This is a genomic window from Nocardia brasiliensis ATCC 700358 (assembly GCF_000250675.2).
Classification (GTDB): domain Bacteria; phylum Actinomycetota; class Actinomycetes; order Mycobacteriales; family Mycobacteriaceae; genus Nocardia; species Nocardia brasiliensis_B.
This window is the reverse complement of sequence record NC_018681.1, coordinates 5858443-5876026: the sequence shown is the minus strand read 5'-3', so window position 1 is coordinate 5876026 and position 17584 is coordinate 5858443. Positions and strand designations below refer to the sequence as shown.

16 protein-coding genes are annotated in these 17584 nt (G+C 68.6%); 7 read left to right on the top strand and 9 right to left on the bottom strand.

Annotation, left to right across the window (positions count from 1 at the left end):
• Positions 1–23: 23 nt before the first annotated feature.
• A complete protein-coding gene (locus O3I_RS25840) occupies positions 24–602 on the top strand; it encodes an NADAR family protein (protein WP_141692015.1) in 579 nt (192 codons plus the stop codon).
• Here O3I_RS25840 and O3I_RS46845 read toward each other — a convergent pair whose 3' ends face one another.
• The 3 genes from O3I_RS46845 to O3I_RS25825 all read right to left on the bottom strand — a co-directional run bounded on the left by O3I_RS46845 (position 603) and on the right by O3I_RS25825 (position 5685).
• Positions 603–2984 (bottom strand): tetratricopeptide repeat protein, encoded by a 2382-nt coding sequence (locus O3I_RS46845; RefSeq protein ID WP_014985945.1) that lies wholly within the window; start codon positions 2982–2984, stop codon positions 603–605.
• A gap of 114 nt (positions 2985–3098) precedes the next feature.
• On the bottom strand, positions 3099–3407 hold the full coding sequence (locus O3I_RS43000) for a hypothetical protein (RefSeq protein WP_014985944.1): 309 nt from the start codon (positions 3405–3407) through the stop codon (positions 3099–3101).
• Between the two features lie 25 nt (positions 3408–3432).
• Positions 3433–5685: a serine/threonine-protein kinase gene (locus O3I_RS25825; RefSeq protein WP_014985943.1), complete on the bottom strand. Its 2253-nt coding sequence runs from the start codon at positions 5683–5685 to the stop codon at positions 3433–3435.
• Positions 5686–5927: 242 nt separating this feature from the next.
• Between O3I_RS25825 and O3I_RS25820 the strand changes: the two genes are divergently transcribed.
• Positions 5928–6527, top strand: coding sequence for a TetR/AcrR family transcriptional regulator (locus O3I_RS25820; protein WP_014985942.1), 600 nt, complete (start codon positions 5928–5930; stop codon positions 6525–6527).
• Here O3I_RS25820 and O3I_RS25815 read toward each other — a convergent pair.
• The 3 genes from O3I_RS25815 to O3I_RS25805 form a co-directional block, all read right to left on the bottom strand.
• Positions 6524–7447 carry an alpha/beta hydrolase gene (locus O3I_RS25815; RefSeq protein ID WP_014985941.1) on the bottom strand — a complete coding sequence of 308 codons (924 nt, stop codon included), beginning with the start codon at positions 7445–7447 and terminating at the stop codon, positions 6524–6526. The two genes, O3I_RS25820 and O3I_RS25815, sit on opposite strands and share 4 nt — an antisense overlap.
• A gap of 925 nt (positions 7448–8372) precedes the next feature.
• Positions 8373–8780, bottom strand: a complete 408-nt coding sequence (locus O3I_RS25810; protein WP_041564366.1) for a VOC family protein — start codon at positions 8778–8780, stop codon at positions 8373–8375.
• Between the two features lie 35 nt (positions 8781–8815).
• Entirely contained in the window at positions 8816–9550 is a 735-nt protein-coding gene (locus O3I_RS25805) for a TioE family transcriptional regulator (protein ID WP_014985939.1), read from the bottom strand.
• Between the two features lie 82 nt (positions 9551–9632).
• On the opposite strand from O3I_RS25805, the gene O3I_RS25800 reads away from it, so the two are divergent.
• The gene (locus tag O3I_RS25800) at positions 9633–10775 is read left to right on the top strand and encodes an erythromycin esterase family protein (protein ID WP_014985938.1); all 1143 of its coding nucleotides are present in this window, start codon (positions 9633–9635) and stop codon (positions 10773–10775) included.
• A 10-nt stretch (positions 10776–10785) separates the two neighbouring features.
• Here the strand turns inward: O3I_RS25800 and O3I_RS25795 are convergent, their stop codons facing one another.
• Entirely contained in the window at positions 10786–11115 is a 330-nt protein-coding gene (locus tag O3I_RS25795) for a hypothetical protein (RefSeq protein ID WP_014985937.1), read from the bottom strand.
• Positions 11116–11319: 204 nt separating this feature from the next.
• On the opposite strand from O3I_RS25795, the gene O3I_RS25790 reads away from it, so the two are divergent.
• The 3 genes from O3I_RS25790 (at position 11320) to O3I_RS25780 (ending at position 13766) form a co-directional block, all read left to right on the top strand.
• Positions 11320–12042: an esterase/lipase family protein gene (locus O3I_RS25790; RefSeq protein WP_014985936.1), complete on the top strand. Its 723-nt coding sequence runs from the start codon at positions 11320–11322 to the stop codon at positions 12040–12042.
• Positions 12043–12198: 156 nt separating this feature from the next.
• Positions 12199–13278 carry a dihydrodipicolinate reductase gene (locus tag O3I_RS25785; RefSeq protein WP_014985935.1) on the top strand — a complete coding sequence of 360 codons (1080 nt, stop codon included), beginning with the start codon at positions 12199–12201 and terminating at the stop codon, positions 13276–13278.
• On the top strand, positions 13275–13766 hold the full coding sequence (locus O3I_RS25780) for a carboxymuconolactone decarboxylase family protein (protein WP_014985934.1): 492 nt from the start codon (positions 13275–13277) through the stop codon (positions 13764–13766). The genes O3I_RS25785 and O3I_RS25780 overlap by 4 nt, the downstream gene beginning before the upstream one ends.
• Here the strand turns inward: O3I_RS25780 and O3I_RS25775 are convergent, their stop codons facing one another.
• Together O3I_RS25775 and O3I_RS25770 are read right to left on the bottom strand one after the other, a co-directional pair.
• The gene (locus O3I_RS25775) at positions 13767–14465 is read right to left on the bottom strand and encodes a hypothetical protein (protein ID WP_141692262.1); all 699 of its coding nucleotides are present in this window, start codon (positions 14463–14465) and stop codon (positions 13767–13769) included.
• 31 nt (positions 14466–14496) lie between these two features.
• Positions 14497–16050: an amino acid permease gene (locus tag O3I_RS25770; RefSeq protein ID WP_041564364.1), complete on the bottom strand. Its 1554-nt coding sequence runs from the start codon at positions 16048–16050 to the stop codon at positions 14497–14499.
• 157 nt (positions 16051–16207) lie between these two features.
• Here O3I_RS25770 and O3I_RS25765 point away from each other — a divergent pair, with 157 nt between their 5' ends.
• On the top strand, positions 16208–17581 hold the full coding sequence (locus O3I_RS25765) for an FAD-dependent oxidoreductase (protein WP_014985931.1): 1374 nt from the start codon (positions 16208–16210) through the stop codon (positions 17579–17581).
• Positions 17582–17584: the final 3 nt, after the last annotated feature.

The window sequence follows — 17584 nt, the reverse complement described above, 5'->3', positions numbered from 1 at the left end:
CACTCGGACCCTATGCGTAGGGCATGCTTTCGAGCATGGATCTGCGCTCGGTGGGAGACCTGGTCGGCGCGACGGCGGCCGGGGAGAAGGTGGACTACCTGTGGTTCTGGGGGCATCAGCCGGAGCGGAACGGGCAGCCCGGTCCCGGATGCCTGAGTCAATGGTGGCCGGTGCGATTCACCGTGGATGGTGCGCGTTTCGAGTCCGCCGAGCACTACATGATGTGGGGCAAAGCGGTGCTGTTCGGGGACACCGAGAACGCCGCCCGCGTGCTGGCCGCGCCCACCCCGAAGGACGCGAAAGAACTCGGCAGGCAGGTGCGCGGATTCGACAGCGGTGTGTGGCGCGCGCACCGTTTCGAGACCGTGGTGCGCGGGAACGTGGCGAAGTTCGGGCAGCGCGCCGAACTTGCCGCGTACCTGCTGGGCACCGGGGATCGGGTGCTGGTGGAGGCCAGCCCGGTGGACCGGGTGTGGGGGATCGGGCTGGCCGCCGACGATCCGCGGGCCGAAGATCCCGCGCAGTGGCGTGGGCTCAATCTGCTCGGCTTCGCGCTGATGGCCGCGCGTGCGCGACTGCGGGGCGGCCGGCCGGGCGACTGATCAGGCGTTCGTCGAACGTTCCTCCTCGGCACACGCGCGCCAGACCCGTGCCTCCGCGTAATTGCCTTGCCGGTCGAGCAGTTCGGCCAACCCGGCCATCGCGCGAGGCTCGCGCCGATCCGCGGCGGTGCGCCACCAGCGCTCCGCGTCCTCGAGATCGCCGCGCCGGAACCGGACCACACCCAGGTCGTAGGCGGCACCGGGATGACCCGCCTCGGCCGCCTGCGCCCACAGGCCGCACGCCTGGTCCTCTTCGCCGCGGCTGTACATGGCGACGCCCAGGTCGTACAGGGCGGCGCGATAGCCGGTGTCCACGGTGGCGGCGTCGTCCGGCGGGGGAGGTGGGCTCGGCGGCGGCGCGGTCTGCGGCTCGGCCGGCGCCTGAGCCGCGGGCATGGCCTGCGGAACGCGGTCTCCCGCAGGCGTCTGCGGGCTCGCCGACTGCGCGTTGTTCCGCGCCTGCCCGTCCCGATGCGCCTGCGCCGCACGCGACAGCGGCGGACTCGGCGGCAACTGCCCGTTCCGCAGCGGCCCGTCGCCGTGCGCCTGCCGGGCAAAGGAACTGCCGCCGGGATGCTCTGTCGCGGGCATCTGCTCTGCGGCGGGCCCGGCTGCTCGTTCGGCCTGTGCTTGCCGGTCGCCGAAGTTTTGACCGGCAGGGTCTGCGCCGCGCTGCTGCGGTGCGAGTGGACCATTCCCGGCCGAGTCGTCGGGCTGAATGCGCCGCGACGGGAAGTTGTTTCCGATGAGACCTTCGGAGCGCGCCGACGCGAGCGACCCGTTTCCGGTCGACCCCACAAAGCCTGCGAAGCCGTTGCCGAGGGAGCCTTCGGCTCGCTGCTGCGGTGCGGGGAAGCCGCTTTCGGCCGGACCCTCGGTGCCGGGTCGGGCGAGTGGAGTGTGGTCCGCGGCGTGCGCCTGCTGGCCGGGCGAGGAGTTCCAGGCCAAGCCGTCGGGCGGGGGTTGGCGGGCCGGATCGCTGCCTCCGATGGAATTGTCGGCCCACGGTTGTGGTGCAGGAGCGTCGGTTCCGGTGGAGCTTCCGGCGGGCCATTGCTCGGCGGACGTGTCGTATGCCTGCGGTCGGTCGGTGCGGGGTGGCGGAGCGGTCGAGTTGTTCGCGGACAGCCCCTCGGCGTGGAGTTGCTGGGCGAGTGATCGACTTCCGGCGAAGCCCTCGGCGCGCAACTGCTCAGCGGGAGAGTGAGTTTCGGGCATTCCGGGCGAGTGGGACTGCTGGGATGCAGCGCTGTTTCCGGCAGGCGCATCGGTGTGCGACGGCGCAGGTGCGCCGTTTTCGGCGGGTGCCTCGGTGTAGGGGCGGGTGGGCGGAACACTTCCGGGGAACTCGCCCGCGTGCGTCTGTCGGCTCGACGAGGTGTTCCACCCCAGTTCGTCGGGGTGGGGCAACCGCGGTGGCGGGCTGTTTCCGGCCGGTGGTTCGGCGAGCGGTGGGGGTTGGAGGCGGTTGTTCGCGGTCGCGGGTTCGGCGGACTGCGGGGCCTGGAGGTGGGGATTTGCGGTCGCGGGTTCAGCGGACTGCGGGCCCTGGCCGGGGCTTGCGGTCGGGGGTTCGGCGAGTGGTGGGGGCGTGAAGGGGTCTTTTCCCGCCTGGGGCGCTGTGAATGGTTGCGTGGCCGGAGTGGGGGCGCTCGGCGGGTTGGTCCGGGCGGTGTGGGGTGAGCCGGGTTCGGCGGGGGTCCGGCCCTGGCCGTTGGGGGCGGGCGGGCGGACCGATTGGATGGAGCCGGGGTCTGGTGCGTGCGCGGGAATGGCGGGAAGTTCGCCCGACGGCGGGGTGGGCATCGACCGCAGGGGGCGGGTGGGGGCGGTGTCGGTCGGCGAGGCGGGCATCGAGTCGCCGCCGTATTGGGCGATGGGCGCGCTCTGCACCTCGAGTACGAGATTGGCGAAGTTGGCGGGCCCCTCGCCGATGCTGCACCACAGCACGATTCGATCGTCGGGCGTGGTCTCGATGACGATGCCGTAGTTGCCGACCCAGGACTTCTGCTCGCCGAAGGCGTCGACCCAGACCGGGGTCAAGGTGACCAGGGTGCCGGAGCCGGTGCCGACGATATCGAAGGTGATGCCGCCGACGAGCGCGTCGGACCAGACGTCGACGCCGGCCAGCCGGCGCCCGTTCAACGCGACGTAGCCGTTCACCACGGACACGCCCATCCCGAGCCCGCGCAACCCCGGCGGCGGGGCGGCGGACAGCAGCGTCAGCGTGACCGCGGTCGGCGCGGGGCCGACCTGCTCGGTGTACATCGGGTAGATCTTGCTACCGCGCAGCACGATGGGCTCCGCGCTCTGATAGCGCTCGGCCAGCGGTAGGTCGTCGGGTGAATTCCGCCCAGCCCATGACGAATACGTCTCGTTCATGTGCTGTCCGCCTTTCCGCCGAATGCGGCCGTGCCGTCGCTGTGCTGTTGCGGCGGATATACCGTACCCGGACCCGCAGGGAATGGCGCAGCAATCAGATGCCCGCCCGCATCGTCACCGGGGTGCATCGATACCGAGCAGTTCATCGGCTGTTCGGTCGCCCTGATCCAGTACATCCAGCCCGTGCCGCGATCGCCGCTGCCGCCTGGGGAACTGGGGTCCACGGATCGCGACGAGTCCATCCAGCTCACGGTGCACAGTGTCGCGGTTCGCCGCGGCGTTCAGCAAGCCGTCCGGCCGGCGCACGATGTCCGCGACCGGCTCGTGGTCGGCAGGCAGCTCCGGCGCGAGTTCCGGAAATTGTGCGGCGAGCAACGGCAAGGCCGTGATGTCCGTGCGGGTATGGTGGCGCGTCAGCGCCACGCGGTGCGCGGCGACCGTCAGGATTTCAATCCCGGCGGGCGACGATGCGTTCCAGTGCCGCCAAGTCCTGCTCCAGCATGCGGAACAACCAGTACACGCCGATGAAGGCGAGCGCGCTGCCGACGCACAGCACGCGCAGCGGCACGATGACCGACGGAATGTCTTCGCCCGGAATGAAAGTCGCGCCCGCGACGCCGAGCAGCGGCACCGCGGCGGCGATCGCCAGGAAGTAGGTGCTGCGCCGGTCGAGCTGACGCAGGCGGCGGCCGTCCGCGCCGCCGAGCCCGCCGTGCGGCAGGAACATCGGGTACAGCGAGCGCACCGCATAGAAGTTGACCATGAAATACGGGTAGGCCATGGCGATGGCGCCGCAGACGATCTGGGTGAGGAAGAAGTGCACGTACGATTCGGCCGTGAGGTGATTTCCCGTGGCCTGCACCGAAACCGGGACGACGACGCCCGCGATCACCCACAGCGCGAAACAGGTCAGCACGTTGCGTTTGCCGAGTAGCAGGGTGTCCGAGCGCGCACGGGCGAGTGTCCGCGCGTCGTAGCTCTGCCCGCGGCGCAAGCCGCGCGATACCCGCCACAGCCCGGCCAGCAGCACATTGGTGACGACGAAACCGAGGAGAAAACACAGGGCGTAGGTGGTCACCGCAATCTGGTCGAAGCGATGCTGCGCGGGCGCGTCCAGCTTGCCGATGATGAGCGTGCGGTTGTGGTGGTAGCTGTACCAGATGGCCAGCGCGTTCGGTACGGCGATGGCCAGCGCCATGATCGGGTGCATGAGCAGCCGGGCCCGCAGCCGCCAACTGCCGGGTGGTGGGTCGACGAGGTCGCGGGCGCGCGCATCGAGACAGACCTCCAGCTGCTGGGCCATGTCCGCGCCGCTCGGCCAGCGTTTGTCCGGATCGGGTTCGAGCGCGCGGACCAGGACCCGGCGCAGCGCTGCCGGGCAATCGGCGGGAAGATCCTGATACGGCAAGGCTTTCGGGCTGCCCGACCGGCGTTCGAGCATGCCGTCCAACGCCGTGCGATCACCGCCGGTCACACCCTCGTCGTCGAAAGGCTTTCGGCCGGTGAGCAATTCCCACAGCAGCACGGCCAGCGCGTAGAGATCGCTTCTGGTGTCGAGATCTTCGGCCGTCTCGGGACGGTCCGGATGGACGGCGGCGAGCTGCTCGGGCGACATGTAGGCGAGCGAGCCGCCGAAATAGGCGACCGGGCTGTCCCCGGAGACGTTGCCGCTGAAGCTGATGTTGAAATCGGCCAGCTTGGGCACGCCGTCGGCGGTGAGCAACACATTGGCGGGCTTGATATCGCGGTGCAGCACACCGGCTTTGCCCGCGTAGTCGAGCGCCTCGGCCAACCGGCGGCCCAGCCAGGCGATGGTCTCCGGCCAGGACAGGGCGGTCAGTTCCGCGCGCAACGGTGATTCGCTCGGCCGGATCTCGCCCTTGCCCGCCAGTACCGCGTCGACCACGTCGATGAGCAGCGTCCCGCCGCGCTGGTCGGGCGGCGTCGCCCGCACCCGTTCGAGCACGGTGAACAAGGTGCCGCCCGGCACGTACTGCATGTACAGCAGCCGCAGTTTACGGCTCTGCAATACCCGCTGGTCGAACACGCGCACGATGTAGTCGTGGTCCAGCTGCGCCAAAGTCTGTGGCTCGGTGCCTTTGTCGCGGGAGATCTTCACCGCGACCAGTCGCTGCATCGAGCGCTGCCGGGCCAAGAAGACTCGGGCGAACGCGCCCCGGCCGAGTCCCGTCATGAGGTCGAAGTCGTCGATCTGCTGCCCGGCCGCCAGGTCGTCCAGCCGCACCGGCTCGGCCGCCGACATCAGCGTGCTGTGATAGTCGTCGGTCGCCAGCATTTCCGAAAGTTGCTCGGCCTGTTCGGGATACGCCGCCGTGTACTCGGTCACCTGGACCGCGGTGCCCGCGCGGCGCCGGACGTGGAACTCCTCATAGATGAGGTCCGGCGGCAGCGGCCAGGTGCGCAACTCGGGCAGCTCGTCGACGTATTCCGCGAGGCGTTTCGGCGCGGTGCCCCGGCCCCAGCGCTGGGCGAGATCGACCTTGATCAATTCGATCAGCGACACCCGCCGGATGGCGGGGGAGTCGGGCAGATACGCCCGCAGGTCCGGCGGCTCGTCGCTGTCGCGCCAGGCGTCGGCGAAGCGCTCGACCACCGCGGCAACCCCGGTGCCGCGCGAGTGTGCGGGCGGACGGTCCGATGCGACCGTCGCCCCCGAAACCGGCGGGGCGGGGTGCGCCATCTGCGCATGGTATCCCCGCCTCCACCCGAAAACCGGACGTTTGCCCGCAAAAGCTCAGCGAAACAGTCCGCCTCCGTCAGTGCCCACCCAGCCGCGTACCGAACCACCGCGCCGATCAGCCCAGCGACATCGGCGTATCCCGCCGAACCCACGTCCCGCCTCCGCGGTCTGGCGAAGGCGACCCCGGCCTTGCGCAACGCCGTTGCTGTTGACAATCGGGGTAGGGGCGGGAGAGTGATGGGGTGAGTGTCGACGGGGTGCGGAAGCGGCCGCAGCAGGCGCGGTCCGTGGCGACCGTGGAGTTCGTGCTCGAGGCTGCTGCCCAGCTGTTCGATCGGCGGGGGATCGCGGCCACCACCAACGAGATCTCGGCTCGGGCCGGGGTCTCGATCGGCACGCTCTACCAGTACTTTCCGAACAAATACGCGCTGATCCACGCCTTGGCGCAGCGGCACGTGCGCGACGCCGCCGGTCGGCTCGAGGTGGTGTTCGCGCAGTTGCGCGCCGAGCGGCCGCCGCTCGATCGGTCGATGCGCGCGGTGCTCGACGTGGTCGTGGCGGCGCACCGGGACCACCCCGGCCTGCACCGCCTGATGCACCGGCTCGCCCCGCGGGCCGCGACGGACCTCGTCGCGCTGCAGGAGTTCGAGGCGCACGTGATCGGCGAGATCGCCTTTCACCTGCACCGCTGTGGCCGCGGCGGTGCGGATCCGGCGCTGACCGCGGCCATGCTCTTCCACGCCGTCGACGCGCACCTGCACCGGGTGCTGCTGTGGCAGCCGATCGACGTCGACCAGCTGATGGAGCTGGTGGAACGGCTTGCGCCGCTCGATGATCGCTAGGCGATCGAGGTACCGCGCACGGTATCGGCCACCGCGCGGAGGGTGTCCTCCAACTGAGTGAGGCCGGGCTGCTCGATCGGGTAGTGGCCGCAGTTCGCCAGCAGCACGACCGCGGTGCGCGCGGGGATGCGCCGCAGGAAACGCAGTGACGATTCCGGCGGCGTCCAGCGATCGTTCGCCGGGTGCACCAGGGTGAGCGGCGCCGCCGCGAACCTTTCCGGAGGCGTGTGCCGATAGTCGAGGAAGCCGGAGAGAAAGCGCAGCGGCACCCGCACGCCGCCGCCTTTCGGATCGGTGGCGCACAGCCGCGACAGCGCGGGATCGAGGCTCATGTTGCGCATGTCGGCCAGCCAGCGGATCGGCACCCGGAGCCGGCCGAACAGCGGGTCGGCCACGCGCAGGGCGCTCGGCGCGAATCCGCTGGTCCAGGCGATCCGCACGGCCGCGCGGCGCGCGACCGGATCGGCGGGATCGAGCAGACAGGTGGCGAGTACGTGGGCGATACCGCCGTGGCGGGCGGCCACCTCGTAGGCGAGCATGCCGCCCATGCTCGCCCCGAACAACACCAGCGGCCGCGCGTCCGCCGCCTGTTCGGCACGCACCAGGTCGACGAGCAGTTCCACCCAGTCCTCGTAGCGGACCGACCCCGGGTCCGGTTCGACCGTATCGCCGTAGAGCGGCAGATCCGGCGCGAGCACCTCGACCCCCGCACCGGCGGCGAGTGCCGCCAAGGGCCAGAGCGCTCCCGAATACCCGCCGCCCCCATGAATGATCATCATGCGTACCGTCGCCGCCGGATCGACGGCCCGTGCGATGTGCACCCGCCTGCCCTGCCACGGCCACCAGGTGGACAGCGGTTCGATCAGTGGCTCCGCGCGGTACTCGGCCGGCAGAAATCTCGCGTAATCAGGGCGTTCCATGCCTTCCACCGTGAATTACCCGGTCAGCGGCCACAACTCGCATTCGCCCGCCGGCCCGGCACGGGAAATCGAGTCTGTACCAGGCACGCAACGTCCCGGCGGTCCGGCACCGAAACTGTGCTCGCATTCGATGCCGGCCCCCGCAGCTAGGTTCTGTCTCGAAGTGGTGAGGCGGGCCATTAGCAGCTGCATCACTTCTCGGGATTCACACCTTTTCTGGGCGTCTGGAAGGGGTGTGAATCTCGAGAAGTGGTGCAGGTGTGTGGCTTTCGCATGTGGAGGCGGGGTTATCTGTCGCTTGGTTTGCTTGCGTTCGGGCTTGTTGGCTGGCTGCCGAAGTGTGACCTTCCCAGTTTGGTGTGCCTGCCGCGGGAGTTACAGGGATGGTGCTGGGCGCGTCAGGTGGGGTTCCCGGCTTTAGGCGCATGTCAGGTGCGCGGGGGTGGGGTTCCGGCGTGGTCGTCTGGCTGTGGTGCTGTTTTCGAGAGTTCCTTGACGAGGTAGCAGCGGTTTCGGGTGGGTGGGGTTGTGGCTCGGCGTGTTTTGCTGGGTGAGTCGTGGGGTCACAGACTTTCCATACGGTTCACAGCAGCTATAAACCCTGTGAGCAGTACGAAAACTCTGTGACCCCAACCTATCTGTCGCTTGGTCCACACCACCCGGCCCGCTACCCCCCAACCGCCCCTGTCTTTCCCAAGCCGCTCGAGACGCCACCACAGCCAGATGACCACGCCGGAACCCCACCCCCCGCACCTGACCTGCACCTGAAGCCGGGTACGGCACACGACGTGCTCAGCGGTTTCGGGTGGGTGGGGTTGTGGCTCGGCGTGTTTTGCTTGGCGAGTCGCGGGGGGCACAGACCTTCCATACCCTTCACAGCAGCTACAGCCCCTGTGAACAGTGCGAAACCTCTGTGACCCCCAACCTATCTGTCGCTTGGTTCACACCGATGCGCCCGGATATCGACTGGACGGCCGTCGGGATCCCGAGCGGTCATCGTCCACTGGGTCGGCAGCGTTTCGATCGGCCCGACGGGTGCACCGGCGCCGAGGATTCGTTCCCGGACCGCACACAGGTGCGCGTGGGTCGGCACGCGCAGGCCCCACCCGGCCCGGCCCAGCGGGTCTGGTGCGATATCCGGTCCGGTAACGGTTTCGACGACCATCAGGTGGTCGGCTCCGCCGACGTCGACGACCGCGATGCGCGGCTCGGCGGCCGTCGCCGCGCGCTCGAAAGCGAGCCTGGCTCCGAGTAATTCGGTGTAGAAGGACACGAGCCGGTCGAGGTCGGTGGTGCACAAGGTCAGATGGTTGACGCCGAGGAGGTCAGGCATGGTGGCCTCAGCGTAATGCCGCCGCGTACGCGGCACTAGACCGTGAGTTGTTCTGGCGCAGCGTGTTCGAGGATGTGCCGGTAGTGGCTGAGTTGGGCGGCGGCGTCGAGCATGGCCAGGCCCTGGGTGGTGAGTTTGTGTTGCCAGTCGTCCAGGGCGTCGGCGAGAGCGGCGGTGCCGCCCGCTGTCCGGACCTGTTGTAGCACGGTGGCGATGTGGCGCAGCGGGTAGCCGCCGCGTCGGAGCAGGTGGGCGAGTTCGGCGTCACGGGTGTCGCTCGCGTGATAGCGGCGGTAGCCGGTGGCGCGGTCGCGGGCCGGGACGAGGATCCCGGCGTCTTCCCATTTGCGCAGTGTCGCGGGGGTGACCCGGATACGGTGCGCCAGTTCGCCGATGGTGCGCGCCGCGCGGTCGTCGGGCACCGTGGAGCCGGCGGGCGCCGCGGTCAGGTGCGCGACGGATTTCCGTACCGTGTCGAGGGTTTCCCGGTCGCGGAGCAACTGGCTGTGGCCCCGATCGATGGTGCGCAGCACCTTGTCCAGGTCGCCGTCGTGCAGTGCGCGCATGATCTGCCCGCCGAGCGCGTGGCCGTAGGCGGGGAGCAGGGCGAGGTACGCGCGCAGCGCTGCCGCGTGCACTTCGGTATAGATCCGGTAGCCGCTGGGACTGCGCGCCGCGGGCGGGAGGAAGCCGTCCTGTTCGTAGTTGCGGATCGCCTGGGTGGACAGTCCGTGCTCGCGAGCGAGGTCGGTGGGACGAAAGGATTTCATCGTATTTGAGACTTTACCGGTCGATCAATCCGCTGATAGCGCAGAAGCCTCAACCGTTGTTTCAAAGATACGATTGACCCACATGACTCAGGAAATTCGTGACTTCGTGCCATCCGGGTGTGAGCTGCTAGGCCTCGGGGAGCCGACCCATCAGGAACCGGCTTTCGCGCTGATCCGCAACGAACTGTTCGCGCAACTGGTCGAGCTGGGCTTCCGATCGATCGTGCTGGAAACCGATCGGGTGGCCGCGTTCGCGGTCGACGATTTCGTGCGAGCAGGCATCGGCACCCTCGATACCGCGATGGATCAAGGCTTCTCGCACGGCTTCGGTGCGCTGGACGCCAACCGGCGACTGGTCGGGTGGCTGCGCGACTACAACCGGGGCCGCCCGTCCGCGCAGCAGCTCTCGTTCCACGGTTTCGATACGCCGAGCGAGAACTACAGTGCGCCGAGCCCGCGCCGCTACCTCGAATACGCCCGGGACTACCTGCGGCTCGACCTGGACCTCGGCGATCTGCTCGGCCCGGACGAGCGCTGGAGTCGCTCGGCGGCGGTGCTCGACCCCGCCGAGTCGCCGGGCGCCACCCCGGCGGCCGATCGGCTGCGGTTGCTCGCCGACGACATGACCCTCGCCCTGCGTAAGCGTGCGTCGGACTTGATCGCGGCGTCCTCGCGCACCGAATGGCGCAGGGCTGCAGCATATCTCGACGCCGGTATCGGCCTGCTCCGCTATCACCGCGCCGCCGCGCGGCGGCTGGCCACGGACGAGCGGATCACCCTGTTGCTCGCCACCAGGGACGCGCTCATGGCCCAGAACCTGTTGGAGATCCGCGATATCGAGGCTCGCCGGGGGCCGACGCTCGTCTTCGCGCACAACCTGCACGTCCGGCAGCATCAATCGCGCGATTCCGTGCGTGCGGCGTTGCCGGGCTATGAGTGCGCCGGTGCGATCGTCGGGTCCTTGCTCGACGACGAGCGGTACGCCTGCATCATCGGCAGTCTGGGCAGTAGCGCGGTGCTCGGTCTCGCGGAACCGGCACCGGACACCCACGAGAGTTTCTTGCAGAGCCGGACTTCCAGCTGGGGGCTGCTGCCCGCGGCCACACCCGAGGCGGCGCGCACCAGGACCGATCCCGAGCCCCGGCAGGGTTATTTTCCGCTCGACCATCTCATCGTCGAGCAGGCGGCGGCCCTCCTGCACGTGCACGCCGGCGTCGCGAGCTGACGCGCGCCGCTCACGCGCCGGTGTCGTACTGCGGGATCGCCCAGCGGGCGTAGGTGTGTTCGGGTCGCGCCGTGATGATGTCGCAGCTGTTGACCAGCGGCTCGGCGTTGCCTTCGAGGTGGTCGAGCGTGGGCGTGATGAGTGCTTCGAGACCGTGTGCCTGGACCATGCTGATCAGTTGGCCGACCGGGTCTTCGGTGGCGGCGTCGTATTCCACGGTGGTGAGCAGGTGGTAGCCGAGACGTTTGGCCAGGTTACGGATCTGGGTTGTATCCCATGCCCGTTGCGCACCCGACACGTCGCGGCGCAGATAGCCGAGTGCAGTTGGTTCGGACCCCATGGCCGGCCCTCTCGCGTTGGCGGAATTATTTGGCGGCAAGGCCTACGCTACCTGGGCCTGGGGCGGCATTCCCAGAGTTTCGCGGGGGTGTCCGAGTCGAAAAGGCAGTATCGCGCCATTGGAACTCGGGGCGGGTGTGCGACTGGAACCTCGACGTAGGGTGCAGACGAATGTCCTGGGCTTTTCCGACCGAATGGAGTGCGCATGCTGGTCCGGGTGATCCGGTGGGCCGTGGTGTTGTGTTGCGTGGCAATGGGGTTCGGTGTGGTTCCGGCCGCCGCCGCGCCGCCGCCCGCGCGTCCGGTGCTCGTGCTCGGGGGTTTCGCCGCCGACGCGGGCAAGATCGAGACGTTGCGGGCCTGGCTCGGGTCGCGCGGCTATGTCGCGTACTCGATGCTGCTGCTGGGTGATCCGACGGGGACCGCCGCGATCGCGGATTCGGCGCAGGCGGTCGCGGACCGGGTCGCCGCGATCCGGCGGGAGACCGGCGCCCCCCGGGTCGATCTGGTCGGGCACTCGATGGGCGGGCTCGCGCAACGTCATTTCGTCAAGTTTCTCGACGGGCGGGCGCATGTCGGGACTTATGTCGATTACGGCACGTCGGAGTACGGCACGTATCTCGGTGTCGCCTGTGCGTGGGCCGCGGGATGCCGCGATCTGGTGCCCGGCTCGGATTTCCTCACCCGGCTCAACACCGAACCGGCGTTGCCGCCCGGCCTGCCCGCCTATCACCTGTTCAGCACCGATGCGGGGGAGGAACGCGAGCCGTTGCCGGGTGCGGTCAACGCCAGTGTGCAGGGTTTCTGTCCGGGTCGCGCGGTCTCGCACGCGGACGAACCGATCGATCTGGCGATGCAGCAGTTGATCGAGGCGGCGTTGCGGGGTGGGCCGCTCGGCACCGACTGTCCGCCGCAGCCCGAAGAGTAAGGAGAGTTATCTGTAACCGACGGTTACAGATAACTCTGCTTTGCTTCAAAAGAGGATTGGGAGCGCGGAAACAACACGCTTGCTCCGAAGATGACGCCAGCCTACCAGGTTCGCGATATCGACGTGAACCGACCAAGCGCTTGCTACGCTCGCCGCATGATCTCCACGGCGGTGTGGGGCACCGGCAATGTCGGCCGGGCGGCCATTCGGGCCGTCGAGGCACATCCGGCGCTGGAACTCACTAGTGTGCTCGTCCACAATCCGGACAAAGTCGGGCGCGACGCGGGGGAGTTGAGCGGGCTCGACTACTCGGTCGGTGTCTCCGCGACCGACGATGTGGACGCGGTGCTGGCCGCGCGTCCGCGTGCGGTCGTGTACGCGGCCTCCGGTGATATCCGGCCCGACGCGGCGCTCGCCGATATCGTCCGCGCCCTGCGCGCGGGCGCGGTCGTCGTCAGCCCCGCGTTGTACGCGCTCTACGACCCGCGCAACGCACCGGCCGAGATCCGCGAGCCGGTGCTGGCGGCGATCGCGGAAGGCGGCGGTGCGCTGTTCGTGTCCGGCGTCGATCCGGGCTGGGGCAACGATGTGCTGCCGCTGCTGATCAGCGGGCTCGGCAGCACCGTCGAGGTGATCCGGTGCCAGGAGATCTTCGACTACTCCACCTACGACCAGCCCGATTCGGTCCGCTACCTGGTCGGCATGGGCCAGCCGATGGACTATCAGCCGCCGATGCTCGCGCCGAGCGTGCCGACCATGGTGTGGGGCGGGCAGATTCGTTTGATGGCCCGGGCGCTGGGCGTCGAGTTGGACGAGATCCGCGAGACCCTGGATCGCCGGGCGCTGGACGCCACGATCACCACCCGGTCGATGGGCGAATTCGCGGCGGGCACGCAGGGCGCGGTGCGGTTCGAGGTGCAGGGCATCGTCGACGGCGCGCCCCGCATCGTGGTCGAGCACGTCACCCGCATCCATCCGTCCTGCGCGCCGGACTGGCCCGCACCGGCCGACGGCGACGGTGCGCACCGGGTGATCATCGAGGGGCAGCCGCGCATCGAGGTCACCGTCGAGGCGAGCGACGAGGACGGCAACCGCTCGGCGGGCGGAAACGCCACGGCGGTAGGGCGTTTGGTGAGCGCGATCGATTGGCTCGTCGAAGCGGGCCCAGGACTCTATGACGCACTCGATATCCCGCTGCGTCCCGCGGTCGGCAAACTCGGAAGGAAGAACCCATGATCGTCGATATCCCCGAGGGCAAGGACCCGATCGGTTACGTCTGGGGCGAAATGGTGCCCGGTATCGGTGTCGCCGCGTCGCAGTTCTCGCTGGCGGTGTATTCGCACAGCACCCTCGGGTTGCGCGAATTCGAGGCCGCGCGCCTGCGGATCGCTCAGATCAACGGCTGCCTGTTCTGCCAGGACTGGCGCACCGAGCGGGACGGCAAAAAGGTGGAACCCGAATTCGCCGACGCCGTCACCGAGTGGCGCACCACCGAGGCGTTCGACGAACGCACCAGGCTCGCCGCCGAATACGCGGAACGCTACGCCCTGGATCACCACAGCATCGACGACGAATTCTGGACGCGGATGTTCGCCGAATACAGTCAGGCCGAGGCGGTGGAGCTCAGCATGAGCATCGGATCCTGGCTGGCCTTCGGCCGGCTCAACCGGGTGCTCGGCCTGGACACCGCCTGCGTGCTGCCCAGCCACGCGACCACCCAGTAGTCAGCGCCGCTTCGGCACCCACGCGGGCTGGCCCTCGACCAGCCCGGTCTCGAACAGTTCGGGCGCGTCCAGCACGGCGCGCAGCCGCTGGTACGCCTGATCGGCGGTGAGAGTGCTGGGGTAGCGGATGTATTCGAGCGCGGCGGTCGTGCGCACCCGGAATCGGTGCCGGAATTCGTGATCGCCCGCGTAACTCAGCGCGATCCGGCCACACCATTCGATATCGTGCGCGCCGTCCGCGCGACGGGTGAACAGCACCTCCTGGTCGGCCACCGAATCGTGGCCGAGCAGGTAGATGTTGAACGCCAGATATTCGAGTTCGTCGAGCTCGCGCAGCGGCAGCGGGTCGGCGGTGAGCCGTTGCGGCGCCACGGCCCGCAACTGGAAAAGCTTGCCCGGCGTCGCCGCGAGAAAGCCGGTGCCGTCGTCCTCGCCCCAATAGGTGGACGACAAGGTGCACCGGTGATAGTTCGTCCACACCACCGGCGAGGACCAGTCCGGCGCGTCGGCCGCGTGCTCGGGCAGCCCATCGGCCGCGTAGTCCGCCGACCGGAGATGGAAGTCGAACCACAGATTACCGGCGCGATCGAGCCGCCCGGTCCACGCGAATTCCTCGATGGCATGCCCGGCGGGCCACGGGTTGCCCGGAAACACGATCCGACCGTTGGCAGCCCCGCACTCCAGGTCGATCCTTTCCATGCCGACGAACATAGCGACCGGCACCGACAAATTACGCGTTGACGGGTGCCTCGTCGTCGGGGGCCTGCTCGACGGTGCGTTTCGGGCCGGTGAACCAGGTGCGCGCGGAAACGAGCCACCAGATCCCGATCGCGCCGACCACACCGGCCAGGGCGATCGGCGCGTAATTGACCGTATTCCAGGTGAACTCGCTGTTCCAGGGATAACCACGATCGTCCATCGGCAGGATGAACAGCACACTGATCGCGACGATCCACAGCAGCGCGACGATGCCGACCGGCCGATACCAGCGGCCCAATTGCCATGGGCCGGTGCGGAATCCGGCGCCGTTCAGTTGACGCAGCAGAATCGGAATGCCGTAGGCGATGTACAGGCCGATGGTCGCGACCGAGGTGGCGGCCGCGTAGGCGGTCGGCGCGTTCTCGGCCGGCACCAGCATGGAGGGAATCAGCAGCACGAAAGCGAACGTGGAAATGAAGAGCACCGCGTTCACCGGCACCTTCCGCGCCGAAAGTTTCGACCACAGCGCCGAACCCGGCACCGCGCCGTCGCGGGCGAACGCGAACAGCATGCGTGAGGCCGAGGTGACCGAGGCGTAGCCGCAGAACAGCTGCGCGATCGCCGCGATGATCAGCAGCAATCCGGACCAGAAGGAGTTCAGCGAATTCTCCAGGATGTAGATCACCGGGTAGCCGCTGTTCTTCGCCGGATCGAGGGCGTCGTCCAGATTCGGGATCGCGAACGTCACCGCCATGATCAGCAGGTAGCCCGCGATCGCCGACACCACGATGGTGTTGATGATGCCCTTGGCCGCCATCCGGGACGCGTCGTGGGTTTCCTCGGACATATGCGCGGAGGCGTCGTATCCGGTGAAGGTGTATTGGGCGTGCAGCAGTCCGAGCAGGAAACTGAACGCCACGCCACCGAACCCGACCGCGCTGTTGTCCACCGTTTCGGTGAACACGAAGCCGACGCTCTGGTGCTGTTCCGCGCCGAACGCGAGGACCAGGACGAATATCGCGACGCCGCCGACGTGCCACCACGCGGAAATATTGTTGATCACCGCGGACAGGTGCGGACCGATCGCGTTGAGGATCGCGTGCAGCACCAGAATGACGACGAAGACCAGGAAGATCGCGGTGCGGTCGGTGCCGATATCGAGGCCGATCACATTCAGCACGACCGTCGTGAAGATCGCCGCGCCGTAGTCGATCGCCGCGGTCACCGCGATCTGGCCGATCAGATTGAACCAGCCGGTGAACCAGCCCCACACCGGTCCGCCGAGCTGCGACGCCCACCAGTACAGGCCGCCGGAGGTGGGATAGGCCGAGGCCAGTTCCGCCATCGCCATACCCACGAACAACACCATGATCGAGACCAGCGGCCAGCCCCAGGCCATCGTGATCGGCCCGCCGTTGGCCAAACCTATTCCGTAACTGGCCAATCCGCCGGTCAGGATGGAGACGATGGTGAAGCTGATGGCGAAGTTCGAGAAGCCGGACCAGGACCGCGCCAATTCCTGTTTGTAGCCGAGCTCGGCGAGCCGGCGTTCATCGTCGGAAGGGGGTGGCGTGCTATCGCTCATGTACTGCTCCAGAGTGTAAACGCTGCCCTCACACAGCGTTTGCCAGAAGATCAGTGTGAAGTAATCGATGGTCAACCGCACGGCAACCAGGAATTCCGCGGCAAATCGCGCCGACCCCGTCGTCTGCCGGGCGGTTCGCCGCCGTAGCGTGGACAGTATGACGGAGCGACTGGTGGTCATCGGTGGTGACGCGGCGGGCATGTCGGCGGCTTCGCAGGCCCGCAGGCTGCGGTCGGCGCGCGAACTGGAGATCATCGTCTTCGAACGCGGCCGGTTCACCTCGTTCTCCGCGTGCGGCATCCCGTACTGGGTGGGCGGCGACGTGCTCGACCGCGACGCGCTGATCGCCCGCACGCCCGAAGAGCATCGATCCCGCGGCATCGACCTGCGGCTGCGCACCGAGGTGATCGAACTCGATCTCGAGGGCCGCCGGGTGCGCGCCCGGGCGCTCGACTCGGGCGACGAATCCTGGACGGACTACGACAAACTCGTGCTCGCCACGGGCGCTCGCCCGATCCGGCCGCCGCTGCCCGGCATCGACGCCGCCGGCGTGCACGGCGTGCAGACGCTCGACGACGGGCAGGCGCTGATCGATACGCTCGAGACCACCACGGGCAAACGTGCGGTGGTGGTCGGCGCGGGCTATATCGGCGTCGAGATGGCCGAGGCGCTGATTCAGCGCGGCTACGACGTGACGATGCTGCATCGCGGCCCCGAACCGATGGCGACCATGGATCCGGACATGGGCGCGCTGGTCCGGGAAGCCATGTGCGGCATGGGGATCACGGTGGTCAGCAAGGCCGAGGTCACCGAGGTGCTGACCGACGAGCACGGTCGCGCCCGCGCGGTGGTGGCCGACGGCGCCGAATACCCGGCGGACGTGGTGGTGCTCGGCATCGGGGTGCGCCCCGACACGGAGCTGGCGCGCGCCGCGGGGCTACCGCTCGGTGCGCACGGCGGGCTGCTGACCGATCTGGCCATGCGGGTGCGCGGTCACGAAAACATCTGGGCGGGCGGCGATTGCGTCGAAGTGCTCGACCTGGTGTCGGGCCGGGAACGGCATATCGCCCTGGGTACGCACGCCAACAAACACGGTCAGATCATCGGTGCGGGTGTCGGCGGGGGATACGCGACGTTCCCCGGCGTCGTCGGCACCGCGGTGAGCAAGGTCTGCGACCTCGAGGTGGCCCGAACGGGGTTGCGCGAGAAGGACGCTCAGGCCGCCGGACTGCAATACGTCACGGTCACCATCGAATCCACCAGCCGCGCAGGCTATTACCCCGACACCGCGGCGATGACGGTGAAGATGCTCGCCGAGCGGCACACGGGCCGGCTGCTCGGCGTGCAGATCGTCGGCCGGGAAGGCGCGGGTAAGCGCGTCGACATCGCCGCCGTCGCGCTCACCGCCCGGATGACCGTCGAGCAGATGACCGCGCTCGACCTCGGTTACGCGCCGCCGTTCTCCCCGGTCTGGGATCCGGTTCTGGTGGCGGCGCGCAAAGCGGTCGCCGCGGTGCGGGCCCGCGGCTAGCGT